The following is a 25007-nucleotide window of genomic DNA, read 5'->3' on the forward strand; positions in this document are numbered from 1 at the left end:
GATTTATGGGTAATAGTAAGTTGTTAGCGGGATCTAGAGATACCGCGGCGGTATGACGTAGGACTGCTGTTATCCCGCTACTATAGTATTTTCTAAAATGAATGATAAATTTCCATTATGGTATTACCAACCAAAAGTTGTAAGTCTGTACATTTATACATTAGAGGTCTGAGGCGGCTTTTGATGGTATGCCAACAGTGTTCTATGGGATTCAAATCTGGTGAATATGTTGGAAGATACAGCACATGACAGCCAAAAGACTCTATTAATGATTTTGTTTTAGTGGTCTTATGAAATGTAGCATTATCCATAACTATGGTTGTGCCAAGTGGCAATTTAGGTAATAACATCTTCTCCAACCATATATTGAATACCTCTTTGTCACACCCACCTTTGAAAGTCATTGGTGCAATAAATCTCATTCCAATCCACCCGGCTACTATACTGATTCTCTCTCGAGTTCTCCCTGGAATATCTGCATAAATTTTCTTTCCTCTTGGAGCACGTCCATATTCTCGGTATAATTTATTATCAACTCCTGCTTCATCTATATATAAGATGCTGGAATGGTCTATTTTTGAGATTTTATCAATAAACTGCTGCCTATCTTCTTGATTGCGCTCTTGATATAGTGTGACTTTTTTTTAAAGTAATTTTTAGCTGTTTTAGTCTATACCAAATTGAATTTATTCCAAATCCAAGATTTTGTTTCATCTCTGCCAGAGTATGATCTGGATTCTTTGTAACATATTCTTCGAGTATTTTTGGGTCTATTTTTCGAATAAAGCTGCCGTTTTTAGATGGCTTGAGGCTTTCACCAGCAGCTTTCTTTTTTAACCAGCGGTACAAAGTTGCTATTCCTATCTCCAGAAGCTCTGCCACCTCAACCTTCTTCTTCCCTTTTCCTATCATCGATATTGCCTTTTCTCTTAAATCCACACTATACGCCATTATAACCCAAATACCTTATTATACCTTTATCATTTACTTTGGGAAATACTATAGCTAACACGGGATTTCTTTTGCCTTTTTTTCTGCTTAGTAAATTTCTTAAACATTTAAACTAAGGTGAGTTGCATTTAAAAGCAGCTAAATTGCAGTGTTTAAGACTTAAAAAACGCCAATACTGAAAATAGACAATGACTAGGGTGTCATTCCAGTCTGGAATCTAGAAAAAAAGAAGCTGGATCCCAGTGTCTGGGCACTGGGATGACAAAAAAGGGGCTACTCGGATGACACCTTGACGATTTGAAGAATCGTCATACCGCTACTTGTTAACGGCTGAGATACCGTGACGGTATGACGGTTTGCGGTGACATGACGATAACCTTGTCATTCCAGCGCGTGACGCTGGAATCCAGACTTTAACTGATATGATTACAGAAAGAGAATTTATTAGGTAGTTATAGACACTGAAAGTGGTGAAACTTACCACTTTCAAGTAAAGAAAACTACGTTTACGCCTCCTATAATTTCTATGGATTATTCGCTACTGCACCGTCTTTACAAATCACACCTCCTGGTGTTATTTTTGAAACGACTACAGGAGCGCCAAAAAACACAGCAGTAAATGCACCGAGTGCAAAAAGCGCTGGCCACGGCATCCTGCCGAATATTGCAAGCAACGCTGCACCAATTATCACTATTGTGATCATTGGTCCACCTATGCCATGAGTATAGCCTATTATCTTGCATATCACTGATGATGTTGTATCACTTGTATCAACAAATTTATTGCCCGTAGCCGGCGGATTCGCAGCATTTGCATCAAACGCAAAGGAGAGAATTAAAGCTACAAGTAGAAGAAAATTTTTCATTACGCCTCCGATAATTTCTGTTTCATATTTGATTATCTATCACTTTGATTAAATTTAAGTAAACGGTGAGGATTTTTTGCTTAAAAGTATCCTTTATTTCATTTAGAATACTTTTCTTGGTTCGTTTATATTACAGTGCTACAGAAATTTTACAGCATCGTTTATTGCCTTTATCGTGCTTTGATTGACACAATTCATAACGATGGGGTGGAGCACGCAGGGTATTTATCATTTTTAATTCTGTTATCAATATTCCCTTTTCTTATCGTTTTAATGGCTGTGGCGTCAACATTTGCAAATTTCTTAGACCAGTACAACATTGGCTGGGCATTTATTGTTGATAACATGCCACAGGATATCTTAGCATCTTTGATGCCGCGCATTAGGGAGATAATATCAGGCCCGCCACAAAGCTTACTAACTTTGGCAATTGTAGGTGCTGTTTGGACCGCCTCGTCAACAATTGAAGGGCTAAGAACAGTATTGAACAAAGCTTATAAAATTCCGGTTTCGCCGCCTTATATATGGAGAAGGGTACTCAGTATATTACAAATTTTAGTGATCACGCTTATTATAACTCTAACTATAGCGTTCTCTACATTAGTGCCAATGCTAATTGATTTTTCCTATCAGGGGCTAAGTTATACTAAATACCTGCTCATTGAATTTGTACTTTTCACAGTAGTCTCTTGGCTATATTTTATGTTGCCAAACATAAAACAAAACTTATCAGACGTATTTCCCGGATCTTGTGTGGCTGTTATTCTTTGGACAATTTCCGCTTCAGCTTTCAAGCAATACTTAAAAGCTTCCTTTGATCAACTGAATTTGATATATGGAAGTTTAGGTGGTATGGTAGTGTCATTACTATTTTTTTATATGGAGCAAAATTTAATTTTCAGCTAAAATATTTCAATGAATCTCGCTAAGGAAAAAGAAATGGGTAAGTTAGAAGGTAAAGTAGCTTTAATCACCGGAGCTTCAGGTGGAATAGGTTCTGCTGTTGCAAAAAGGTTTGTAAGAGAAGGTGCATGTGTGATTCTTATTTCAAGATCTCTTGATAATCTCAAGCCACTATATAATGAAATTGAAGAGCTTGAAGAATTTAAAGAAGGCTCTGTGAAACTAATTCAGCTTGATCTTTTAGACTTTGAGAATGTAAAGATACTGACAAACATGATAGAAAGCCTGAAATTATCAGAATCTGGAGCGCTTGATATATTAGTTGCGTGTACTGGAATTTCAGGCAAACTGAACCCTATTCACGACTGTGAGATTGAAGAGCTACAGAACGTAATGAATACAAATTTTACTGCCAATTGGTACTTACTAAAAAACTTAGATCCAATGCTAAAAAAGTCTAATGCTGGAAGAGCGATATTCATGACCTCAGAGGTGACACTTTCTCCTTCTTCTTATCCATATTGGATGCCGTATGCTGCGAGTAAAGTTGCACTAGAAATAATGGTGCAGATATATGCATCTGAGACAAAACATACAAAATTATGTGTAAATGCTGTATACACGGAAGAACCTGTGGGTAGTGAGCAGGCATTTCTTGGAAAAGATACATCTGAATTGGTGTCACCTGATAAACTAACAGATAAATTTGTGGAATTAGCTTCTGAAGACTGCAGCGTATCAGGAAAAATCTTACCACTCAGTAAATCTTTTGAATAAATTACCATAGTATCTGCAAAGATACCGTTAAGCCCACAACTGTATGAACATTGTGATTTGAGAGCAATTTCCACAAGGTAGGATGTCATCCCAGTGCCTTTATGGTGTCATTCCAGTGCTTGACACTGGAATCTAGTCTTTATTATGCAGCCACTTATTTAAAGTTAAGTTTTCTGGATCCCAGTGGGCTTTGTTGCATAGCAACCGAAAAAATCTGGTAGCTACTGACAAAATTCATTATAAATAACCATTTAACTGTTGAAGAAAAAATATGCCACAGAAAATGAAAGTCAGTAACCAAAACGAATATAACAAATTCCTTGAAAAAAGGGGAAATATTTTTCATTACATCGATGAAGCTATCGAAAATTGGTATGAAAATAGTCCAAAAATGCAGGGCGGCAACTATATTTACAGTGATAAAGTCGTAATTTTGGTGCATATAATTGTCAATCTTTTTAGAATTGGTTTAAGACAAACGGTGGGGTTTATAAAAGGATATCTGCAACAAATAGGAAAAAATTTGGCAGTTATCAGCTATTCACAAGCATCAAGAAGGTTTAAAAAACTTAATATTAAGATAAATGATTGCAGGGTTGATAAAAGCAACATGGAAAATATTGAAATTATCATAGATAGCACAAGTATCAGCATTTACAGTAACACTCCTGGCCACAGTAAGGAAAACAGTGCAGATAGAAAGTACCGAAGCTACGAGCAAGTAAGAAAGTTACATGTTATGTTAAGTGTGAATAGTAAAAAAGCTATAGCTGCAAGATACAGTAATGGCGTCTACTCTGACCACTATGGAGCTTGCGATTTGCTTGAAGAAGTTAATTTTCAGCACAAAATAAAAGCATTATATGCAGATAGGGCATACGATAGGCACAAACTTTATAAATTGTGTAAGAAATACGATATAAAGACAAAAGTTCTACCAAAAAAGGATGCAGCAGAACATTCAAAAATAGATTATATGTCTGACAGAAATGCTGCTATTAGGTTAATAAAATTATATGGACAAGATGGTGTAAAAGAGTGGAAAAAGGAAGCGATTTATGGAAAGAGATCTTACATAGAAGGATTTTTCTCAAGGTTGAAGCAAGTATTTGGATTTAGCTTTAGGAATAAATCTGAAGTAAATCGTGAAAAAGAATTACTAATTAAGTGCTATTTGCTCAACAAATTCACTGATATTGGTATGGCTAAATTTGAAATCATTACATAAATTTGTCGTAAACCATCACTGCTTAAGGTGCTATGCAACAAAGCCATTCCAGTGTCAAGCACTGGAATGACACCTCTGAGCACTGCCGTCATAAAGGAACCAGTGTCAGCTACTTTCATGACATCAATAATTGATCTCGACTTACCGTCCAACTAGAAAGTTGCACATAGAATGACAGAAGAGACTCGCGTTAGATATTATTTATTTACTTTCGATCTTTTCTATCAATTTTTTAACTAAGCCTCTTAGCTTTTTACTGGATTCATCGAGCTCTTGAATCTGCGAGCTGCGCTCTTTCATTAGTTCCTTATAGTTACCTCTTATGTAGTCAATCATTTCCTTCATCTGAGCAATCATCTTGTTAACATCCATACTGCCCAAATCAGGTATCATGCCAGGCATAGCCCCTTCTAACATACCGCCAGCCATAAGCTGCTGAGACATTTGCATAAATGGTTTTAAAGTCTGATTAAGCAATTCAGGATCCTTGGCTAATTTTTCTATTTGCTCTTTGCAAGTATCCATATACTGCTTCATAAATTCATCTTCTTGTCCTTTGTCTATCATAATATGCCTACCTTAAAATACGTATTCTCTATTATATATCGTTTTTAAATTAAAAACAATACAAAATACCTATCACAATTGCATTAATACTTTTTAAACAATAAAAAATGCTCCTTTGCTTATAAAGGGTCACATACTTTCTTTAACCACTCCTTATCTTTAACGCTATTTTCTAAGTTTTCATAGACAAATTGATGGTAGCCATTTATCCATTCAATTTCATCTTTAGTAAGCATTTGCACATCTATTAGCCTTCTATCATATGGAATAGAGGTCAGTTGTTTAAAGTTTAAGAAACCTTTTTCATGTTTATCAACATACATCAGATTTTCAATTCTTATTCCATACTCTCCCGGAATGTAATAGCCAGGTTCGTTGGATAGTATCATGCCTGGTACTAATTTTACTTTATTACTTTTTGATATTGCTTGTGGTCCTTCGTGCACTGATAAATAGCTTCCTACTCCATGCCCTGTACCATGCATATAGTCCATTCCAAATTTCCATAAATGCGTACGTGCCAATATATCCAATTCTCCACCAGTAGCGCCAGAAGGAAAGATGACACTTGCTACAGCAATGTGAGCTTTCAACACTATTGTATAGTGGGTTATTTGCTCATTGGTCGGATTACCAACTACTATAGTTCTTGTCACATCGGTTGTGCCATTAAGGTATTGGCCACCAGAGTCAATCAAATATAGTCCATCTTTCTGAATTACTTTATTTGTTTTACTGCTTGCACGGTAATGAATTATTGCACCATTTTCATTAAATGCGGAAATTGTTGGAAAGCTCAATTGTTTAAACAAATTCTGCTCTTTTCTGTATTCTAAAATCTTTTCTTCAGCTACAAGTTCTGTACCAACATTATTTTCAAGCCAATATAGAAAATTTGTAACTGCCACTCCATCTCTGATGTGCGCATTTATAGCCCCAGCTATTTCAGTTTGGTTTTTTACTGCTTTATAAATTAGACAAGGATCCTCTCTTTCAATTACCTGCTTATTTTTTATTATAGCCATGATACTCATTGGAGTTGTGCTTGGATCTATGACTATTGAATTTAGCTTACACAGCGAACTTTCTAGCTCACTAATATCAAAAATATTTACATGGTTATCTAAATTTGCTTCTATAGTTGAATGTTCTTTATCTTGAATAAACAAATCAACATTACCGCTTTTATACAATATAGCACGGCCCAATATACATGGAGTATATTTAGCATTTTCGTTTCTTAAATTTAATAACCATGAAATTGAATTTGGATTAGTTAAAAGCACTGCTTCAGCTTCTTTATCTATGCTTTTAGCGACTTTTTCACATTTATTCTTGCTACTTTCACCAGCATATTTAATAGAATGTAAAACCACTGCTTGTTTTCGATAGTCACTTTTTTTTCCAGCTAAACAGGGTATTAATTTACAGATATTCTCATACTTTCTTATATCTTCTATGGTAAAATATTGCAAATAATAACCTAGTGAGGCAGTCGATGTTAAACTTGCTTTTATCCATTCGCATGGATCCTCTTCTTGTATATTATATACTTGAAAATTGCCCCGATCGAGCTGATTGTGAGCTTGTGTGATATAGCGTCCATCTGTAAAAAATGGACACTTGTTGTTTTTTGTGACAATAAGCAGCCCATTTGTTCCTGTGAAGCCACATAACTTAGTTAGTTCCTCTGAATACTCATTTAAATATTCATCTTTAGTATGCAATATAAATGCGTCAACGTTTATTTCGTGCATAAAAGAACGAAATTCTTCGATTTTTGAGTTCGGTAGAAGCTGTAGCTTTACTCCTCTCGTTTGAGTTTTATTACTACAACTCCCCCTAAAGAACCGTGCTTGCAGATTTCCCGCACACGGCTCATCAATATTAGTTTTCACAGTCGTCCCTCTTATGCATATATTGAAACTTTCCGTCCTTCGTTTCTCTCTTATCGCTTGTTGCCACTCCCTCTTGCCAAACTTTACTACTCTGGTCTTGTTTTCAGATACTTCCAACCCAAATTTATTTAGCCTTTGTTTCAGTAATTCCAGAAATTCTTCCGCGTCTACCTTACTTTCGCAACAAACCACAAAATCGTCGCAAAACCTTATTAGTTGTATATATCCTCTGGATCTTGGTTTAAATTTCTTTTCTATCCATAAATCCAACACATAATGTAAGTATATATTTGCTAATACAGGACTTACTATACCACCTTGGGGTGTACCTTGTTTTGTTGCTTCATAATTTCCAGCTTCGACTATCCCTGCCTTGAGAAACCGCTTTACTAACCACAGCAAATTTGGGTCAGTTATTCGTTCCCTTAGACATCTCATTAGCCATTTATGCTGTATATTATCGTAGAACTTCTTGATATCCACTTCTACAATGTAGTTTATTGGCTTGTACATAACTGCTTTATCTAGTGCATTTACCGCTTGATGACAGTTTCTTCCAGGTCGAAATCCATATGAGCTGTCCAGAAAGTTTGCCTCGTAAATATTTTCTAATATCTTCTTCAGCATAATCTGTACTAATTTATCCTCGGTCGATGGTATTCCGAGTCCGCGTTTCTCTTTACTTCCAGCTTTCGGTATATATACCCTCTTTACTGGTTGTGGTTGATATTGCTTCCTCTTCATACTTTCTACTAGCACTTCGAGTTTCTCATTCAGATTTTCTCCGTATGATTCCACTGTTATCTGGTCTACTCCACAAGCCTTGTTACGCTTCAGTTCTTTATAACATCTCGCAAGATTCTCTGTATTTATCAGATGGACTAACGATGTGAATTTTAGTCGCTTATCTTGCTTTGCTCTTACTGCTATCTGGTTTAGTTTATTTTGCATGTTATTCCAACCTCCGTTGTATTGGCCTAGCAATCCCTATTCCAGTTACTATATTGCTGATCGCTTCCCCTTGTACGTGGCTTTCCCACATTCTGAGTACTATCAATCAGTCCGACTTCCCCTGCATCTTCCGCTAGTTCTTGCCTTTGTTGACTTGTTCCAGCGTACCTTTGTAGGAATGCATAGGATCTCCCAAGTTCACTTGAAGTCCATTTCAATACATGGCACGGTCTCAGATCCCGATAGAGTGAGTGATAACTTGCCTTTACGTTATCCTTCATGCTGTCTTCCATGGCCATGAAAATGTCGACCTCTATGTCTTCAGGTATTTCGGAACTCAATCCCTTCACTTTCGTTGTACCCTGCATTGTCCATCCCACTAGCTCTATTACACTCGTTACCTCATGCAACATAGTGGTCTGTTCCAAACTGTTGGCTAGACTTTGTTTGTGTTGGATTTTCACCAACTGTTCTCCAAGCACTTCTTGGCGCACCAAGCCATTCCTCTCTTTTACTCATTGATGCAACAAACTCATTAATCTTCTGAATATTTTTTACATCATCATCAACTAACATTACATTTTTTGGCAACTCACCATGTTTATCCTTGTACTCCACAATTGCCTTACAGATATGCAAATTCTTTCCAACTTTACTTTGTTGCTCTCTCACATCTGACCTTGGCAACTGGGTATCATAATCTGCTGGAAATCCGCCAAATACAGAAATACTGTCTGCTTGTTCTTTAGATAAGCCCAAATGATTTTCTACAACCCTTTTTACAGCATTTGGATATCCTGTATATGATGCAATATTCACTTCTATTCCGTTTGAAAGTGCAGACTGTAATGTAGATTTCAGCCCCTCTTCATTTTTTATTCCGTCTGTATTTTTTAGAAAATCTTTTATATTGTGATCAGTCACTGCATTTTCCACAGCAGAATTAAAATCACTTTTTTTAATTCCGGAGTGTCTACCAAAGAAAACACCATGCATGTGTCCATTAGTGATAGTGTTATCAAAATCAAATATTAATAGGGTATTATTTCCTTTAGCCATATCTTCACCTCTAATCCTTACAAATCATATGGGTAGAGACTAACATTAATAGATTAATTATTTATTATAACCTTTCTAATTAATAGTGTGATAAATAAAGTAAATATAACAAGAAGTAAAAATCAACGGCATAAAGAAAAGACTTAAAGAGAGGCCAAATCAAAGTGCAATGGTATTTCACTAATCCAGTTATTCTTCTCTTGATCTAACCTATCATCTAATATTGCCTGTCTTATTGATTCCATAAGCTTATTCATGAAGAAAACGTTATGAATGGTAACGAGCGTGTAAGCCAGGAGCTCTTTAGCTTTCAGTAAATGGTGTATATAAGCTCTTGAATGTTTTCTGCAGGTAAAACATAAACAGTCACTTTCAATTGGGTTATTGTCCAGCTCAAATTGTTGATTCCGCAAATTAATATGCTCTTTGCACTTTGAAGAAATAGAATCTCTATTTTTTACTTTAATAAGCGCACCACCATGCCTTGCCAAACGAGTTGGATGCACACAATCAAACGTGTCAATTCCAAGACTTACTCCATGAAAGATGTCCACAATTCCACCAATACCAAGCAAATGAGTAGGCCTGTCTTTTTTTAGGTGGTCCATAGTGAAAGAAACTACATCGTACATCTGCTCTTTACTTTGACCAAGTGATCCACCTATTGCTTGACCAAAAAATGGCAAATCGTTGATAAAATCACAACTTTCTCTACGTAAATCTTGATACACTCCGCCTTGACTAATTCCATACAGTGCCTGCTTGCCATTATTGTTTTTTTCAAATTCATTTAAAGAACGTTCAGCCCATCTGTGACTCATGAGCATTGATTTTGCTGTGTATTCTTTGCTGACGTGGAATGGAGTGCATTCATCTAAAACTAGGATTAAATCTGCACCTAATTTTTGTTGAATTTGTATAGACTTTTCAGGAATCAAGCAATAAGTTTTACCATTAATGTAAGAACGAAAAATTGCCCCATCCTCATTAATTTTGATCAGAGTTTTTTGTTTTTTTCTTATTCCTTTTATCTCTTCCGAAACTGATCCGTGCCCTAAGCTAAATATCTGATATCCACCTGAGTCAGTTAGCATTGGCCCATTCCATCCCATCATCTTGTGCAAACCACCAAGTTTTGCAACAGTATTCTCTCCTGGTTGAAGCATTAGGTGATAGGTGTTGGAAAGTATTATCTGAGTACCTGCTTCACTAATTCTTTCAATATCTGCAGCTTTAATTGCAGCTTTTGTTGCACAGAATATAAAAGCGGGGGTTTCTACGCTTCCATTTGGAGTTTTAATTGTTCCAACTCTTGCAGAACCTGATTGCTTGATTATCTTAAATGCAAATTCTTCTTTCATCTATTTGCCTGAAAGTTCTGTTATGATGTTTTCTACTTTCTCAGGAGTAAGATTTTCATAGAAGTCATTATTGATCTGCATAACAGGAGCATTAACGCATGCACCAAGACATTCAACCTCTTTTAAAGTGAACAAATTATCTTTAGTAGTCTCACCGATATTGATTCCAAGTTTCTCTTTAAAGGTATTTAAAACTTTTTCGCTACTGCATAACCAGCAAGGGGTTGTTCTACAAATTTGTATTAGATATTTACCTACTGGTTTTAAATTATACATGGTGTAGAAATTTGCCACTTCATATACATGAATATGTGGCATATGGAGCATATCAGCAACATAACGCATAGCAGATTCAGGAACCCATCCACATTGCTCTTGAACCAGATATAGTAAAGGCATAACAGCACTACCTTCTCTACCTTTGGGATACATCTCTATAAACTTTTCCGCTTTCTTAAGGTTTTCTGATGTAAAACTAAACTGCTTTTCTTTTTCTGTCATTCGTGAGACTCATGTAAATTTCAACAGATTATATCTGAAGGGCTAATAATTGCAATTGTTGGTTTTTTAAGAGATAGCGTTCTACAGTATCATGCTATCTATAGAGTGGTATTGCTTATCCACCCAGTTTGCGAATTCTTTACTGCTACTCATTTTTCATATTTCGCTCTGCGGATTATAAAGACGTTAATTTTTTAATTTTAGTTAAAATTTTCATTGACATTAACACACAGGGGTAATCATAATAGCATTTTATTAATATTTTAAATAAAATTATGTCTATATTAAGAAGATTACTCGGGATCAACTCAAATACACCGGAAGTTAAAGAAGCGATAGGTTTTAACCCAGCAAACGTAGGGTTAATTGAAGGAAATGGAATCGCTTATGGACTCAGCTATCAAGATAATGGTAATGGGAGCAGTAAAGTAAAATTACTTATTAGTCCATTATATCAATCAAAAACATACGAATGGGGTACAAATATCAGCGTAGCAAATGAATTCAAAGATCAATTATCTCTCACATTAATAGAAGATTCAGCTGAAATAGATAAAGTTGGAGTTATCTTTCCTGAAGAGGGAATTGGCGAAGAAGGAGAAAAATACGTTAAAGGTTTATCTTTTCACACTTACGGAATCAAGCAATCAATCAACGTACCTTCAGTTGAACATTTAGATAAAAGGAAATTACAAAAGAATATTAATAATGGTAGTCCTGCAAATGTGGGCAATAGTTACTCTCAACCAAGAGCAGTGAAAGTTGGTAATGGTGATGTAATTGTAATCGCTCATAACTTAAAGGATCAAACTTTAGTTTCTTGGTACTTAAAGTCAAGCGAGAGCGGGAAATTTAAAGTATTGGATGGAAAACAAGGTTTCACAGAAAGAAAGTTATTGAAGTTTAATAGCCCAGGACAATTGGCATTAGATGGAAATACGATACTTTATTCGCAAGTGAGAAAAGACATTGCTAGGCTCTGTGGACAAAAAATATGAAAAGAGAGAAAAAGATGGTAGTTTAGCTTAATAGGTAAAAAATGGAGAAACTACCATATGCAATATTACATCAAAGAGGAAAATTGGAAACAAATTTTAGAGTTCATAAAAAGCGTAAAAGGAATGCATAGCAAAGATGAAAAACGTTTAAGAATATTCATAGAGGCAGTGTGGTACATAGTCCGAAGTGGTTGCCAATGGAGACTTTTACCAAAAACTTATGGTAATTACAGGAGTATACATAAGCGATTTAAAAGATGGTGTGGAAGAGATGTCTGGGAAAAATTGCTTGAATATACTAAACAAGAGCCTGATTTAGAAGTTGCTATAATCGACGGTACGATCATCCGAGCCCATCCATGTTCATCTGGATATACAAAAAACTCCAAGGATCAAGAAGCTTTAGGGAGGAGCAAAGGTGGCTTTACAACTAAAATACATGCGCTTGTCGATGCACTTGGAAATCCACTTAAATTTACTCTGACCCCTGGTCAAAGAAATGAGATTACACAAGCAGCAACATTAACTGAAAGTGTCTATAATACCACTGTAGTGGCTGATAAAGGCTATGACAGCAATGCTTTTGTTACGAGTCTTGAAAGCAAGGGATGTACAGCAGTTATTCCTCCGAAGCGTAATCGAAAAGTGCAGAGGGGTTACGATAAACACATTTATAAAGAGCGTCATTTAATTGAGTGTTTTTCGGTAAAATTAAGAACTTTAGGCGTATTTTTTCCAGATTCGATAAAACGGCTGAGGTTTTTATGGGTTTTCTAAATTTTGTCGGGGCTCTTGTATGGCTTCTCTAAAATTTTGTCCACAGAGCCTAGGAATCAAGAAGTAAGAACAAATATTTTTAAGTTCGAGATGGCTAAAGTGGTTGAGGATCTAAAAAGTGGAAAGAAAGATGAATGTTTGCTTGGTAAGAAAAATTGTCAAATAAATACAGCGTCATCTATTACTTCTAATCCAGGCGAAATAAATTTTCTACAGTATGTGAAACGAACTGAAGGTGGTGATCTAGTTGCTTTTCTTGCAGAAGACCGGTTGCCTAATAAACAAACGTTACATTTAATAAGTCTTGTTAAGAATGGATCAAAATCGAACTTTACTGTTTGCGAATTTGCAGATTCTATAGAGCAATTGTACGTTAAAGACAATGGTCAAGACAGTTTTATTGTAACTGCAGTAAGTGGAGAAAACATCGCAATTTTCAATCATCAAAGATTTGAAAAACCTTCTAAGGTAACAATAATACCGGCAAGTAGCATCAAAACTCTCAGCGATTTTGTTAATATCATTAACGGTCGATTAACACCTGATATCATTTCTAGTAGTACCGTGGCTCCTATAACTGTTACAGAGACGGTTGTGACTTCTAAGAAAACGCCGACTGCTGCAATTACTAGCACAACAGAAACCGACACTGTAAAGACTACCAAATTAACAACAGAAGCATCAACTACCGTTGCACCTACTTCTACAATAAGTAAACCTTCAACAGAGTCAACAACTCAAACAAGTACAGTAACAGTGGAGCCAACAACAGAAGCCGTTGCACCTACTTCTACAATGAATAAACCTTCAGCGGAGTCAACGACTCAAACAAGTACAGTAACAGTGAAGCCAACAACAGTAGCAAAAACAACTACTACTTCACAAACGACCATGGTTGCTACAACGTCAACTAGTGCGCCGATAGTAACTTCGGAAACTGGGACAAGTACTGTAAAACCTACAGCAGCGACTGTTGCGTCGACTTCTACAGCAAGCAGTACTACGATGAGTAAGCCTTTAACAGAGTTAACAACTAAAATAAGCACGGCATCTACATCATCAGAGCCAACAACAGTAGCTAAAACTATTGCCACCTCGCAAGCGACTGTGATTACTACAATGCCAACTAATGCGCCAACAACAAACTCAGAGAGAACTACACAAACAGTGTCTACTATGCCGAGTACTAGAACAAGGGAGTTGACAACTCCTATGTTCACTACAACTTTATTTTCTCAAACTACTTCTTCACCACAGCCTACTCAACTTGCTATAGGGTCTAATAGGGCAGGAATGATAGGGGGATCTTTGGTTGGAGCAATAGGTATTGTTGGAATTATAGGATTCATAGCATATAGATATGTTAAGGGTCGTAATGCTGCTCCTGTGTTAGAACTAACTGATTTGGGTTATAGAAGGCGATCATCTTCAAGTAGCGATGAAGAAATTTTTACCACTGGTGACAAAATGCGAACTATGGATCGATCTGAAACAGTGCTAGACAGTATATCAGTAGAAAATAGTAGTCGATCAAGAAGTAGCTCATCGTCTTCAGCAAGCTCTTGACTGACTGAAGCGGAGTCTAAGAGTGAAAGAAGCTTATCTTGGGATAGCGATGATGTGCCGGAATATCACCTTTAGCTATTTGTCTGAATGTTTTTAATATGTAAACTGTTAGGAAATTGTCTTTTGCTTTTGTGATTTTCATGTTAAAGTATAATTCCTGGGTGAAATAAGTAGCTGCTGTTATGTGATAAACATAGCAGAGGAAAGTCCGGGCTCCAAGGGAAAATAGTGACGGGTAATGCCCGCCGGAGGTAACTCCAGTTATAGGGCTACAGAAAATTACCGCCTAAAATATTCTTAGGTAAGGGTGAAAAGGTGTGGTAAGAGCACACCATGGCAATGGTAACATTGGTAGTCGAGTAACCAACACTAGGAGCAAGATTAAATAGAAGTAGATTTTATGTTTTCCTCATATCTACTCGGGTAAATCGCATGAGGTAAATGGTAACATTTACTCCAGATAAATAGCTACATAAACAGAACTCGGCTTATATTTCACCTAGGCGTCACATGATACGTGCGATATAAGCCATGCTATATTTAAATGTGTAGGCATTTCATGCGTTGTCCTTCACTTGTTCTGCTTGATAGCCATCACTACTTTCGCCTACATTAACATTAGAATATTCTTCATCATCAACATACTCTTTCAGAACATACCCTCTGCCCCAAACGGTTTCTATGTGGCTTTTTCCATCATTTGCACTTTCAAGTTTCTTACGTAATTTGCACATAAAAACATCAACTATCTTGTTATCTGAAGGTTCATCCAAGCCATTGTAAAGATGATTTAAGAACATTTCTTTTGTTAGTACTGTTCCTTTACGCAGTGCTAGCAATTCTATCATAGAATACTCTTTATTAGTAAGGTGAACCGTTTTACCTTTCACCTCAACAATCCTGTGATCAAAATTGATATTTATATTACCAATCTTTATCACCGATTCAGGATGGCCTTTAGTACGACGCACTATGGCCTTAATTCGAGCTAATAACTCGCTTTTATGAAATGGCTTGGTTAAGTAATCATCGGCACCATACCCGAGTCCTTTAGCTTTATGATTGACAGCGGATATACATGAAAGTATTAAGACAGGAACTTTGATTTTTGCACTTCTTAGTCTTAACAATATATCATATCCGTCAATATCACCAGGCAAGTGTATATCTAAAATAACTAGGTCATAGTAATCTCCGTTTGAGGAAACCATGTTATTGTTATAATCTTGTGCAGAAGTAACAACGTCACAGAAGTGTCCATCAGAAGTTAAGGCGTTAACCACAGTCTTTGCACTTATTTGATCATCTTCAATTAATAATATACGCATATTTTACACCCCATAAATAATTTATAATTTTAGTAATATATATAACTAAGGAAAGTAATAAATCAAATTTTTATTAACAAATGATCAAAATTACACTTATTAATTAATAGTAAATATATTGTTCCAAAGTTATATAAATAGATCTAAAATATAATAGACATACCATGATAGTAATAGTATTTTTAGTAAATATTGAATTAAAGTTACTATTATTAAAAGAATACTTCGGTTAATAAATATTTAACTATTCTATATGCCTGTGTTATATTTTTAATTTACTTATCCTACTATTTTAAAGTATAAGTAATACTTTCAGGAATATTGTGTGGCAATATCAATTTTAGGTGCTGGTGCATGGGGTACAGCAATCGCAATTTCATTAGGTAGTGAGAAAGATGTGATTTTGTGGACTCGCAATGAAACTACATTTGAATCAATCAACGGGAAAAGAGAAAGTGACAAGCTACCCGGTTGTCGAATTTCTGATAATGTGTCAGTAAAATTGGCTATTGAAGACACAATTAATGCTTCAGTAACAATCCTCGCTGTTCCCACTCAGTCTCTGAGGGAGGTATGTCAGCAATTGCATAATTGTAATCTGAAAAAAGATGTAGCAATAATTTTAGCTTGTAAGGGAATAGAAAAGTCTACATTAAAATTACCTAGTGAAATAGTAAATGAAGTTTTACCTAACAATCCTATTGCTATTTTTTCAGGCCCTAGTTTTGCTATAGAAGTTGCAAAAAAATTGCCCTATTCAATGGTTCTTGCGTGCCGAAATAACATATTGGGTTCAAAGCTAATATCAGAACTACAGCAAGAAAATGTTAAATTACGCCTTAGTAGTGATGTTATAGGGACACAGGTTTGTGCAGCGTTAAAGAACGTTTTTGCTATAGCGTGTGGGATTGTTCTAGGTAGTAAACTTGGGTTTAATGCTCATGCAGCATTGATTACGAAAAGTATGAGCGAAATTAAGGCTTTATACTCAGCAAAAGTTGGTAACGGTAATGTGGATATAAATACACTACTTGGGCCGGCATGTCTGGGTGACCTAATTATGACATGCACATCCTTGAATTCAAGAAACCTATCTTTTGGGTTTAAAATAGGTAATAGTGACAATGGCTTTAATGTTCAGCAGATTTTGTCAGAAGGCAAGTCAGTGATTGAAGGTTTTAGCACTGCTGAGCCCATATTTAATTTAGCAGGAAAGCTAAAGATAAAAATGCCTATATGTGAAGCGGTCTATAGATTATTGTATGAAAGCGCCTCTATAGAGGATACTATTTCTGTTCTTGTAAATTAGTTTTGTACTTTGGTGTATTGTGAAATTTTTATATAAATTGATATCAACATGGTGGCTGTCTGGCACAGTAAAAAAAATGCCAGGTACCGTAGGCAGCTTAGCTTCTTATCCAATTGTTCCTGTAATACTGAGTGACAGAATTTTAGGTGCAGCAATTATTTTTTTTTTATTTTTGATTGGACTATGGTCTATAGGCAATTATATAAAACACTACGAGACTTCATGTGATCCAAAAGAGGTAGTAATTGACGAAGTAGTTGGTCAATTGCTGACAATACTTTTAGTTTCGATATTGTTAAGCCAAGAGATGAATTGCTCTTCATTGTTGTTGTGCTTTTTTTCTTTTAGGTTTTTTGATATAATAAAAACGTGGCCTATAAATTTGATCGATAAAAATACCAAAGGTCCTTTAGGTGTTATGCTAGATGACATTATAGCTGCAATTTTAGCCTGTGTTCTTATAGGAGCCTTTTATTGTTTATTGTTGATGTATGCAGGATAAAAAAATTTATTATTCAAGCTTAATTGTTCAAAATCTAAAGGATTATATACTGTACACAGCGAATTTATCTGAGTGGGAAGTACACGATGAATTTGATAACGTTACATTTACAATAAATGGTACCAGGGAATCATTATTTAATTTTGTGTTCTGTGGAGATCAATGTACCGAGCTTTCTATACAAAAAACTCTAGATTATCTCAGAACAAGAGATATAGAAGCAACATGGGTAATAAATTCACATATGAAAGTAAGAGATATTTTAGAAAAGTGTGAAATAAAACACGTTAGCACACCAAAAAAAGCTTTACTCAATATGAAAAATTACTTTTTACCTGCTGATGTTATTCCAAACTTGAGGTTAAATGCTGTAAATGGTAGCGACCTCTTAGAACAGTTAGATTTACACACTTCTAAAATTTTTTATCATGGCGTTGGAATTGTCAGCACATTTTTTCGCGGATTATCAAATTATGATGATAAAAACTCAAGATTAAGATTTTTTCTTGTAACACTAAATAGTGAAATTATTGGGACATGCGGTCTTTATGTTCAAGACAGCGTAGCTGGTTTTTATAGTGATGGAGTTTTACCAATTTACAGGAATCGTGGAATAGGTACCCAAATGGTTTTAGAAAGAATAAAGATAGCTAAGCAGCTTGAATGCAAATATATAGTAGCACATTGTATGAAATCTTCTGTGAACCTTTATAAGAGATTGGGCTTTCAAATGTTAGGCAATCTTTACTTATATACCTCTTCAGCATAATTCTGAGCGGTTACAAATTTTTACATTTGTTTTAAAAGTGCTATGTTTTTTTTGTATGAAGTGGTTTTAATATTGATTCTAATATTATTCTTTCTCTCTTATTCTAAATTAAAAATTAGTAATAAGATTAAGAACTTACAGCATCAAAATGTTATCATAAATAATTTAATTGATACTGTGAATGATGGGTTTTATATTTGGGATGCAAAAAAGCGTATAGAAAAGTTCTCTCCCAACTTACTAATTTTGCTTAATACTGTTTTTTACTCGTTTAATGAGTTTGTGAATTTTTTTGAGCAATCAGAAAGCTTAATTAAAAATTTTGTTGAGGCAAAGGAAATAAATAAATCTTTTACTCTAGATTTAAAGTCAAAGGACAGTGAGGTTTATTGCATATGTTACGGCAGAAGCATAATAGATGATTCTACCAATGTGATAGGTGTGCTGTTATGGATAAGGAATGTCTCAGACTATAAGATAAAAGCTAACGGACTTGAGTTAGAAAATAGTAAGCTTACACAAGAAGTGGAGAGCTATAAAAATGTTTTCAACTCTTTACCATTTCCAATACTAAAATATAACAAGAATAGAAAGGTGGAATTTTATAATTTGTTTTATGATAAGTATGTAGATGGTTCTAAGAAATTTGCTATTACCAGTAGCGCTCATAGCACAAAACCAGGAAGGCGTGTCGTAACTTACAAGAACGAACCTAAGGTTTTCGATTTTGTTAAAATTCCAATACAAGGTTCTGGTAGCATAGTAATGTATGGAAAAGATGTTAGTGATGCAGAGAAATTATATACTGAATTAAACAGTTATTTAGCTACACAGAAAAATTTGCTTGAGAGGTTGCCGGTTGCTATAGTAATATATAGTAAGAATCAAAAGCTAAAATTTTATAATAATGCTTTCATAAAAACCTTTCAATTTGACCCAAAATTTTTGGCATCTTACCCAACTTATCATGAAGTTATGCTTTACCTCTTCGAATCTAAAAAGCTTTTAGAAAAAGAGGATTTTCAAACTATTAGTAACCAAAGACATGAGTTATTCAAAAAATTATTTGAATCGTATGATGATACGATGCATTTCACGAATGGAAAAGCGTTCAGGGTATTAACAATACCCTACGCTTCGGAAGGTTTGCTGCTCTCTTACGAAGAATGCAAAAGATAATACTTAAACTCCTTCTCTCTCTACCATGAGCTGTTTTACTTTCGCTATTGCTCTTGCTGGATTAAGTCCTTTAGGACAAGTTTTTGTGCAATTCATTATTGTATGACAACGATACAACTTGAATGGGTCGTTTAAAACATCAAGTCTTTCACCTGTCTTATTATCACGGCTGTCAGCAATCCATCTGTAGGCTTGTAATAGTATTGCTGGTCCTAAAAATTTATCACTATTCCACCAGTAGCTTGGGCAACCAGTCGAACAGCAAGCACATAATATACAGTCGGACAAGCCATCTAATTTTTTTCTATCTTCAGAAGATTGAGAGTATTCTTTATTTGGTAGGGCAGGCTTATCTGCTTGTAACCAAGGTTTAATTGATTTGTATTGCTCATAAAATTGGCTCAAGTCTGAGACTAGGTCCTTTATCACATACATGTGAGGTAATGGATATATTTTTACGTCACCTTTTATATCGTGTATAGATCTAGTACATGCAAGAGTATTGGTTCCGTCAATATTCATGGCACAAGATCCACATATGCCTTCTCTACAAGAACGTCTGAAAGTTAAAGTCGAATCTATTTCATCCTTTATTTTTATTAATGCATCAAGTACCATAGGGCCACAACTATCCATATCAATAAAAAATGTGTCTATTCTAGGGTTTTTCTCGTCATCAGCAGACCAACGGTAAATTTGAAATCTTCTGATGTTTTTTGCTCTAGCAGGAATAGGATAAATTTTGCCCTTTTGATTAATTTTAGAATTCTTTGGCAAAGAAAACTGAACCATATCACTTATCTTTTATTGTTTATAGCTAAAACCCTTTGTAGATAACATATTTTATTATCATCTACTATATTTTTATTAAATTCCTTTTAAATCGTGCACATATTGTAGTCAAGCGAAGCTAAAATCTCTCTTTCTAGATTTTTCATTATAATTTCTTCATCTTTTTTTTGGTGATCATAACCAAGTAAATGCAGTAATCCATGCACTAACATGTGTGCAATGTGAGCAAGAATGGGTATACAATACTCATGCGATTCTCTTTTTATTGTGTCTATTGAAATTGCTATGTCTCCTAAATCGCACTCATTAGACAATTGTTCATACGGAAATGATAGTACGTTAGTTGGTTTATCCATTTCTCTAAATTTTAAATTAAGTTGATGTAGCAAGTCATCATCAGCCAGAGCTATTGATATATTTGGTTTATAGTGGTCTATTTTTAATTCTTTTAGAGAAGTATTGATGACACCTAATACAAAATCTTTAGGATTTTCTATGATGCTGCACCATTTCTTGTCAAGAATATTTACTTCTAACATTCACTCATTCTTATTATTTCATTCCATTCAATTTCCGAAACTGGGGCAATTGATAAACGTGGTTGTTTTAATATAGCCATATTTTTCAAAAGTGGGTTTTGTTTTATATTATTTAACGTTACTTGGTTATTTAAAGGGTTCAAAAACTTTACATTCACTAATCCGAACTTGGGATCATTAACATGATAATACTCTTTAAATACTTCAACGATTCCAAGTATTGCTTTCTCTTTACCTGTATGATAAAAAAACGCAAGATCGCTTACTTTCATAATTTTCATGTAATTTTGAGCTTGATAATTGTGCACGCCATCCCACTCAACTACCTGCTCCTTTTCCATTTTTTGCCATGAATATTCACTTGGCTCTGACTTGAGTAGCCAAAGTTGCATTATTTTTTTCTTCTTAAGTAAGCTGGTATATCATAGATATTGCTGCCCCACTTAGCTCCTTCGCTTACCTGTTCAGTTGGTTTTGTTTCCAGTGTTTTGTCTTGCGTACTTTCACTGTGACTATAGGGCCACTTAAATTTCTCTTTCTCTGAGTCTTCGCTCTGACTTATAGGTGAAGTTTCTGATTTATTATTGCGACCATCAATGCCAGTTGCAAGAACAGAAACTCTAACTCTTCCCTCCATCGCTTGATCAAAAGTAGCACCAAATATTATATTTGCATTTTCATCTACTTCTTCACGCACTCTATTGGCTGCAGCATCAACTTCAAACAGAGTCATATCTCCGCCACCAGTAATGTTAATTAATATTCCTTGCGCACCTTTCATTGATACATTATCAAGTAATGGATTGGATATTGCAGCTTCCGCAGCACTAATTGCTCTATCTTCTCCTTCTGCCTCTCCGGTGCCGATCATCGCTTTGCCCATCTCGCTCATTATTGTTTCTATATCAGCGAAGTCAAGATTAATAAGCCCTGGCATGACCATCAAGTCAGTTACTCCTCTGATGCCAATGTGCAGAACATTATCAGCAAGTTTAAATGCATCAGAAAATGTAGTTTTTTCATTTGCAATTCTAAATAAATTCTGATTTGGAATGACAATAAGTGTATCCACGTATTTTTGCAATTCTTCAAGTCCAAACTCTGCAGTGCGCATACGGCGCACACCTTCAAAACCGAACGGTTTAGTTACAACTCCAACAGTCAATATCTTTTTTTCTTTTGGCGCTCTATCCTTAACTGCGGCTCTTGCTTCTCTGGCTGCTTTTGCAATTACCGGTGCTGCACCGGTTCCAGTACCACCGCCCATTCCTGCTGTGATGAAAAGCATATGACTATCTTTTATATGCTCCATAATCTCATCAATTGATTCTTCTGCTGCACCTTTGCCAACATCAGGCAAAGCACCAGCACCAAGACCCTTAGTTAAGTTAATACCCAGTTGAATTTTTTTATCACACAAAGACTTTTCTAGTGCTTGAGCATCGGTATTTGCGACAACAAAATTCACTCCTTGCAAATTGGATTGGATCATGTTATTCACAGCATTTCCACCAGCACCACCCACTCCCACAACGGTAATCCTTGGGTGTAATATAGGTAACTCTGGTAAACTAAGGTCAATTGACATTTAAATTACTCAAATATTAGCGAATTCACTTGATAATAAGTTACCGCTTTTTTAATAATATGCAAATACTTTTCACTTCTATAGGCGTAAACAGTAAACGGGATTTACTTATTCTTAATATTTATACTAATAAGTGCTATTTTATAATTACTAGATTTTTGGATGATATTACTTCAAAAAAATAGAAAATGTTTACAAAAAGGGACAGAAACCTATCCCTTTTTGTTTTGTTGAAGTTATTATACAGCTTTTTCTTCTCCTTTCCATGCTTCAACCACAACATCTTTTAATTTTGAGGCAACTTGATATGTTCCATAAAGAACAGCAGCTGCAGCAATTGCCATTATGGCACCTGCAACTATCTGACCAGCAACACCTGTTCCGATAAATCCAGGTAATGAAGCAGCTATTGCTTGATTTGTCCCAACAAAGTAGCTGGCAGTCTTAGCAAGAAACCCAGAAGCTTCTGCTGCACTAACAAAGCCTGCTTTCATATGCATTGCTGTAAAGACAACACTTGCAACTGCAAGCGGAAATAATGCTGTTCTTAACTTATTATCCTTAATATACTGACCAAGCCCACCAGCAGCACCTGTAACTCCCCAGTGTTCCTTATCAGGTTGTTTATATCCCTCTGAAATAGCGCGAAAAACACTATGTTCTTGTTCGTAATTATATTTTGTTAATGCCATAACTCTACTCCTTAAATAGAATGTTAAAATTTCACTAAGGGCAGTATATAATGAAACAAATTGTCTGTCAAGTAAACTAATTTTTTAATATACCCTTATTCTGTAATTCAACGCTTCAGCAATGTGTGCTCTTTTTACTTTTTCAGTTTTTGCAAGATCTGCAATGGTTCTTGCAACTTTTAATACGCGTGTGTAGCCTCGATTGGAAATGTAATTTTCTTTCAGTACGTATTTTAGCAATTCTAACCCTGCCTGATCTGGTTCAGTAAATTTATTAAATGCTTCACCGCTTACTTCTGCGTTACAACGAACATTCAATTTACTATAACGCTCAGTTTGAATTTTTCTCGCTGCTATCACTCTTTCTCTCATGATCTTAGTACTTTCTCCCTCCACAGAGATTTCAGGAGAGAGTATGCTAACGTTTGGCATTTTAATGCATATGTCTATTCTATCAAGCAATGGTCCTGATATTTTGTTTTTGTAATCTGTGCCACACTTTGGAGCTTTGTTGCACGATCTGCTTGCATCACCTAAATAACCGCACCTGCAAGGGTTCATTGCAGCTATCAGTTGAAAATTGGCTGGATAAGTAATGTGAGCATTTGCCCTTGCAACGGTAACTTTTCTATCTTCAAGTGGTTGGCGCAGAGAATCAAGCACAAGTCTTGGAAACTCTGGCAACTCATCAAGGAATAACACGCCATTATGAGCCATGGTAATTTCTCCGGGTTTTGCATTCTTTCCTCCCCCTATCATTGCTGGCATAGAGCATGAATGATGAGGCTCACGAAAGGGACGCGCTACTTTGAATATTTCATTACCAGTTTTTGTTATGCTGGAAATAATATTAACATCAATCATCTCCTGTTCGGTCAAATCAGGCAGCAATCCTATAAAGCGCTTAGCAAGCATTGACTTTCCAGTACCAGGAGGGCCAACAAGAAGCATATTGTGTCCACCTGCTGCTGCAATTTCAGCTGCTCTTTTTGCAACAACTTGGCCTTTGATATCCTTCATATCGGGAATCAATCTTTTTTCTTTTGGTGCATCACTATAATTAAAAATTACTGGCTGAATTAATTGTTTACCCTTAAAGGGTCTGATAATATCAGTTAATTTCTCTATAGCTAGGCTCTGTGGACAAAATTTTAGAGAAGCCATACAAGAGCCCCGACAAAATTTAGAAAACCCATAAAAACCTCAGCCGTTTTATCGAATCTGGAAAAAATACGCCTAAAGTTCTTAATTTTACCGAAAAAACACTCAATTAAATGACGCTCTTTATAAATGTGTTTATCGTAACCCCTCTGCACTTTTCGATTACGCTTCGGAGGAATAACTGCTGTACATCCCTTGCTTTCAAGACTCGTAACAAAAGCATTGCTGTCATAGCCTTTATCAGCCACTACAGTGGTATTATAGACACTTTCAGTTAATGTTGCTGCTTGTGTAATCTCATTTCTTTGACCAGGGGTCAGAGTAAATTTAAGTGGATTTCCAAGTGCATCGACAAGCGCATGTATTTTAGTTGTAAAGCCACCTTTGCTCCTCCCTAAAGCTTCTTGATCCTTGGAGTTTTTTGTATATCCAGATGAACATGGATGGGCTCGGATGATCGTACCGTCGATTATAGCAACTTCTAAATCAGGCTCTTGTTTAGTATATTCAAGCAATTTTTCCCAGACATCTCTTTCACACCATCTTTTAAATCGCTTATGTATACTCCTGTAATTACCATAAGTTTTTGGTAAAAGTCTCCATTGGCAACCACTTCGGACTATGTACCACACTGCCTCTATGAATATTCTTAAACGTTTTTCATCTTTGCTATGCATTCCTTTTACGCTTTTTATGAACTCTAAAATTTGTTTCCAATTTTCCTCTTTGATGTAATATTGCATAT

The 25007-nt window shown here is 35.5% G+C and carries 23 protein-coding genes, 1 other RNA gene and 5 pseudogenes; 11 read left to right on the forward strand and 18 right to left on the reverse strand.

What is annotated here, in order from left to right:
• Positions 1-92: 92 nt before the first annotated feature.
• From ACQH1X_RS00085 to ACQH1X_RS00095, 3 genes are all read right to left on the reverse strand, one after another.
• Positions 93-593, reverse strand: a complete 501-nt coding sequence (locus tag ACQH1X_RS00085) for an IS630 family transposase (RefSeq protein WP_306794344.1) — start codon at positions 591-593, stop codon at positions 93-95.
• A 10-nt stretch (positions 594-603) separates the two neighbouring features.
• Positions 604-951 carry an IS630 transposase-related protein gene (locus ACQH1X_RS00090; protein WP_425385784.1) on the reverse strand — a complete coding sequence of 116 codons (348 nt, stop codon included), beginning with the start codon at positions 949-951 and terminating at the stop codon, positions 604-606.
• A 524-nt stretch (positions 952-1475) separates the two neighbouring features.
• Complete coding sequence (locus tag ACQH1X_RS00095; protein ID WP_419247094.1) at positions 1476-1817, reverse strand: TrbC/VirB2 family protein; 342 nt, start codon at positions 1815-1817, stop codon at positions 1476-1478.
• A 135-nt stretch (positions 1818-1952) separates the two neighbouring features.
• Between ACQH1X_RS00095 and ACQH1X_RS00100 the strand changes: the two are divergent.
• The 3 genes and pseudogenes from ACQH1X_RS00100 (at position 1953) to ACQH1X_RS00110 (ending at position 4725) form a co-directional block, all read left to right on the forward strand.
• Positions 1953-2746, forward strand: a pseudogene (locus ACQH1X_RS00100) (YihY/virulence factor BrkB family protein).
• Entirely contained in the window at positions 2733-3497 is a 765-nt protein-coding gene (locus ACQH1X_RS00105) for an SDR family oxidoreductase (protein WP_425386213.1), read from the forward strand. The pseudogene ACQH1X_RS00100 and the gene ACQH1X_RS00105 overlap by 14 nt, the downstream one beginning before the upstream one ends.
• Positions 3498-3768: 271 nt before the next feature.
• Positions 3769-4725: an IS5 family transposase gene (locus ACQH1X_RS00110; RefSeq protein ID WP_425385760.1), complete on the forward strand. Its 957-nt coding sequence runs from the start codon at positions 3769-3771 to the stop codon at positions 4723-4725.
• Positions 4726-4926: 201 nt separating this feature from the next.
• Here ACQH1X_RS00110 and ACQH1X_RS00115 read toward each other — a convergent pair whose 3' ends face one another.
• The 7 genes and pseudogenes from ACQH1X_RS00115 to nuoE all read right to left on the reverse strand — a co-directional run bounded on the left by ACQH1X_RS00115 (position 4927) and on the right by nuoE (position 11062).
• Complete coding sequence (locus ACQH1X_RS00115) at positions 4927-5292, reverse strand: hypothetical protein (RefSeq protein WP_265034810.1); 366 nt, start codon at positions 5290-5292, stop codon at positions 4927-4929.
• 119 nt (positions 5293-5411) lie between these two features.
• On the reverse strand, positions 5412-7049 hold the full coding sequence (locus ACQH1X_RS00120) for a M24 family metallopeptidase (protein ID WP_425386694.1): 1638 nt from the start codon (positions 7047-7049) through the stop codon (positions 5412-5414).
• 270 nt (positions 7050-7319) lie between these two features.
• Positions 7320-8141: pseudogene (locus tag ACQH1X_RS00125) on the reverse strand (reverse transcriptase domain-containing protein); the annotation flags it as partial.
• Between the two features lie 26 nt (positions 8142-8167).
• On the reverse strand, positions 8168-8554 hold the full coding sequence (locus tag ACQH1X_RS00130) for a hypothetical protein (RefSeq protein ID WP_246433168.1): 387 nt from the start codon (positions 8552-8554) through the stop codon (positions 8168-8170).
• Positions 8544-9200, reverse strand: coding sequence for a hypothetical protein (locus tag ACQH1X_RS00135; RefSeq protein WP_425386214.1), 657 nt, complete (start codon positions 9198-9200; stop codon positions 8544-8546). The genes ACQH1X_RS00130 and ACQH1X_RS00135 overlap by 11 nt, the downstream gene beginning before the upstream one ends.
• A 143-nt stretch (positions 9201-9343) precedes the next feature.
• Entirely contained in the window at positions 9344-10561 is a 1218-nt protein-coding gene (gene tgt, locus ACQH1X_RS00140) for a tRNA guanosine(34) transglycosylase Tgt (RefSeq protein ID WP_425386215.1), read from the reverse strand.
• The gene (gene nuoE / locus ACQH1X_RS00145) at positions 10562-11062 is read right to left on the reverse strand and encodes an NADH-quinone oxidoreductase subunit NuoE (protein WP_425386216.1); all 501 of its coding nucleotides are present in this window, start codon (positions 11060-11062) and stop codon (positions 10562-10564) included.
• A 275-nt stretch (positions 11063-11337) separates the two neighbouring features.
• Here nuoE and ACQH1X_RS00150 point away from each other — a divergent pair, with 275 nt between their 5' ends.
• The 4 genes and pseudogenes from ACQH1X_RS00150 to rnpB all read left to right on the forward strand — a co-directional run bounded on the left by ACQH1X_RS00150 (position 11338) and on the right by rnpB (position 14909).
• Positions 11338-12060 carry a hypothetical protein gene (locus ACQH1X_RS00150; RefSeq protein WP_425386217.1) on the forward strand — a complete coding sequence of 241 codons (723 nt, stop codon included), beginning with the start codon at positions 11338-11340 and terminating at the stop codon, positions 12058-12060.
• Between the two features lie 57 nt (positions 12061-12117).
• A pseudogene (locus ACQH1X_RS00155) lies at positions 12118-12869 on the forward strand (IS5 family transposase).
• 19 nt (positions 12870-12888) lie between these two features.
• Positions 12889-14403, forward strand: a pseudogene (locus ACQH1X_RS00160) (hypothetical protein); the annotation flags it as partial.
• Between the two features lie 158 nt (positions 14404-14561).
• Positions 14562-14909: RNase P RNA component class A (gene rnpB, locus ACQH1X_RS00165), an RNA gene on the forward strand.
• Between the two features lie 51 nt (positions 14910-14960).
• Here the strand turns inward: rnpB and ACQH1X_RS00170 are convergent.
• A complete protein-coding gene (locus ACQH1X_RS00170) occupies positions 14961-15731 on the reverse strand; it encodes a response regulator transcription factor (RefSeq protein WP_425386218.1) in 771 nt (256 codons plus the stop codon).
• Positions 15732-16056: 325 nt separating this feature from the next.
• On the opposite strand from ACQH1X_RS00170, the gene ACQH1X_RS00175 reads away from it, so the two are divergent.
• The 4 genes from ACQH1X_RS00175 to ACQH1X_RS00190 are packed head-to-tail and all read left to right on the forward strand — an operon-like array spanning position 16057 to position 19490.
• Entirely contained in the window at positions 16057-17040 is a 984-nt protein-coding gene (locus ACQH1X_RS00175; RefSeq protein ID WP_425386219.1) for an NAD(P)H-dependent glycerol-3-phosphate dehydrogenase, read from the forward strand.
• Positions 17041-17059: 19 nt separating this feature from the next.
• Positions 17060-17542 carry a phosphatidylglycerophosphatase A family protein gene (locus tag ACQH1X_RS00180; RefSeq protein ID WP_265026323.1) on the forward strand — a complete coding sequence of 161 codons (483 nt, stop codon included), beginning with the start codon at positions 17060-17062 and terminating at the stop codon, positions 17540-17542.
• Positions 17532-18311 (forward strand): GNAT family N-acetyltransferase, encoded by a 780-nt coding sequence (locus tag ACQH1X_RS00185; RefSeq protein ID WP_265026324.1) that lies wholly within the window; start codon positions 17532-17534, stop codon positions 18309-18311. The genes ACQH1X_RS00180 and ACQH1X_RS00185 overlap by 11 nt, the downstream gene beginning before the upstream one ends.
• Before the next feature lie 42 nt (positions 18312-18353).
• Complete coding sequence (locus ACQH1X_RS00190) at positions 18354-19490, forward strand: hypothetical protein (protein ID WP_425386220.1); 1137 nt, start codon at positions 18354-18356, stop codon at positions 19488-19490.
• A gap of 3 nt (positions 19491-19493) precedes the next feature.
• On the opposite strand, the gene ACQH1X_RS00195 is transcribed toward ACQH1X_RS00190, so the two are convergent.
• The 7 genes and pseudogenes from ACQH1X_RS00195 to ACQH1X_RS00225 all read right to left on the reverse strand — a co-directional run bounded on the left by ACQH1X_RS00195 (position 19494) and on the right by ACQH1X_RS00225 (position 25005).
• Entirely contained in the window at positions 19494-20282 is a 789-nt protein-coding gene (locus tag ACQH1X_RS00195) for a succinate dehydrogenase iron-sulfur subunit (protein ID WP_010082472.1), read from the reverse strand.
• 86 nt (positions 20283-20368) lie between these two features.
• Entirely contained in the window at positions 20369-20821 is a 453-nt protein-coding gene (gene ybeY / locus ACQH1X_RS00200) for an rRNA maturation RNase YbeY (RefSeq protein ID WP_265035665.1), read from the reverse strand.
• Positions 20815-21213 (reverse strand): EVE domain-containing protein, encoded by a 399-nt coding sequence (locus ACQH1X_RS00205; RefSeq protein WP_425386221.1) that lies wholly within the window; start codon positions 21211-21213, stop codon positions 20815-20817. Before ACQH1X_RS00205 ends, ybeY begins: the two co-directional genes overlap by 7 nt.
• Positions 21213-22409: a cell division protein FtsZ gene (ftsZ, locus tag ACQH1X_RS00210; RefSeq protein WP_341818497.1), complete on the reverse strand. Its 1197-nt coding sequence runs from the start codon at positions 22407-22409 to the stop codon at positions 21213-21215. The genes ACQH1X_RS00205 and ftsZ overlap by 1 nt, the downstream gene beginning before the upstream one ends.
• Before the next feature lie 239 nt (positions 22410-22648).
• On the reverse strand, positions 22649-23101 hold the full coding sequence (locus ACQH1X_RS00215; protein ID WP_425386222.1) for a hypothetical protein: 453 nt from the start codon (positions 23099-23101) through the stop codon (positions 22649-22651).
• Between the two features lie 84 nt (positions 23102-23185).
• Positions 23186-24235: pseudogene (locus tag ACQH1X_RS00220) on the reverse strand (YifB family Mg chelatase-like AAA ATPase); the annotation flags it as partial.
• A 17-nt stretch (positions 24236-24252) separates the two neighbouring features.
• Positions 24253-25005: an IS5 family transposase gene (locus ACQH1X_RS00225; protein WP_425385758.1), complete on the reverse strand. Its 753-nt coding sequence runs from the start codon at positions 25003-25005 to the stop codon at positions 24253-24255.
• Positions 25006-25007: the final 2 nt, after the last annotated feature.

This window comes from Wolbachia endosymbiont (group A) of Barypeithes pellucidus (assembly GCF_964030885.1).
In the GTDB taxonomy this organism is placed as follows: Bacteria; Pseudomonadota; Alphaproteobacteria; order Rickettsiales; family Anaplasmataceae; genus Wolbachia.

Bases quoted from the DNA above. Each gene is read 5' to 3' on its own strand.
- ACQH1X_RS00090 (WP_425385784.1), bottom strand. From the start codon at position 951: ATGGCGTATAGTGTGGATTTAAGAGAAAAGGCAATATCGATGATAGGA.
- ACQH1X_RS00095 (WP_419247094.1), bottom strand. From the start codon at position 1,817: ATGAAAAATTTTCTTCTACTTGTAGCTTTAATTCTCTCCTTTGCGTTT.
- ACQH1X_RS00105 (WP_425386213.1), top strand. From the start codon at position 2,733: ATGAATCTCGCTAAGGAAAAAGAAATGGGTAAGTTAGAAGGTAAAGTA.
- ACQH1X_RS00110 (WP_425385760.1), top strand. From the start codon at position 3,769: ATGCCACAGAAAATGAAAGTCAGTAACCAAAACGAATATAACAAATTC.
- ACQH1X_RS00115 (WP_265034810.1), bottom strand. From the start codon at position 5,292: ATGATAGACAAAGGACAAGAAGATGAATTTATGAAGCAGTATATGGAT.
- ACQH1X_RS00120 (WP_425386694.1), bottom strand. From the start codon at position 7,049: ATGCACGAAATAAACGTTGACGCATTTATATTGCATACTAAAGATGAA.
- ACQH1X_RS00130 (WP_246433168.1), bottom strand. From the start codon at position 8,554: ATGTTGCATGAGGTAACGAGTGTAATAGAGCTAGTGGGATGGACAATG.
- ACQH1X_RS00135 (WP_425386214.1), bottom strand. From the start codon at position 9,200: ATGGCTAAAGGAAATAATACCCTATTAATATTTGATTTTGATAACACT.
- tgt (WP_425386215.1), bottom strand. From the start codon at position 10,561: ATGAAAGAAGAATTTGCATTTAAGATAATCAAGCAATCAGGTTCTGCA.
- nuoE (WP_425386216.1), bottom strand. From the start codon at position 11,062: ATGACAGAAAAAGAAAAGCAGTTTAGTTTTACATCAGAAAACCTTAAG.
- ACQH1X_RS00150 (WP_425386217.1), top strand. From the start codon at position 11,338: ATGTCTATATTAAGAAGATTACTCGGGATCAACTCAAATACACCGGAA.
- ACQH1X_RS00170 (WP_425386218.1), bottom strand. From the start codon at position 15,731: ATGCGTATATTATTAATTGAAGATGATCAAATAAGTGCAAAGACTGTG.
- ACQH1X_RS00185 (WP_265026324.1), top strand. From the start codon at position 17,532: ATGCAGGATAAAAAAATTTATTATTCAAGCTTAATTGTTCAAAATCTA.
- ACQH1X_RS00190 (WP_425386220.1), top strand. From the start codon at position 18,354: ATGTTTTTTTTGTATGAAGTGGTTTTAATATTGATTCTAATATTATTC.
- ACQH1X_RS00195 (WP_010082472.1), bottom strand. From the start codon at position 20,282: ATGGTTCAGTTTTCTTTGCCAAAGAATTCTAAAATTAATCAAAAGGGC.
- ybeY (WP_265035665.1), bottom strand. From the start codon at position 20,821: ATGTTAGAAGTAAATATTCTTGACAAGAAATGGTGCAGCATCATAGAA.
- ACQH1X_RS00205 (WP_425386221.1), bottom strand. From the start codon at position 21,213: ATGCAACTTTGGCTACTCAAGTCAGAGCCAAGTGAATATTCATGGCAA.
- ftsZ (WP_341818497.1), bottom strand. From the start codon at position 22,409: ATGTCAATTGACCTTAGTTTACCAGAGTTACCTATATTACACCCAAGG.
- ACQH1X_RS00215 (WP_425386222.1), bottom strand. From the start codon at position 23,101: ATGGCATTAACAAAATATAATTACGAACAAGAACATAGTGTTTTTCGC.
- ACQH1X_RS00225 (WP_425385758.1), bottom strand. From the start codon at position 25,005: ATGCAATATTACATCAAAGAGGAAAATTGGAAACAAATTTTAGAGTTC.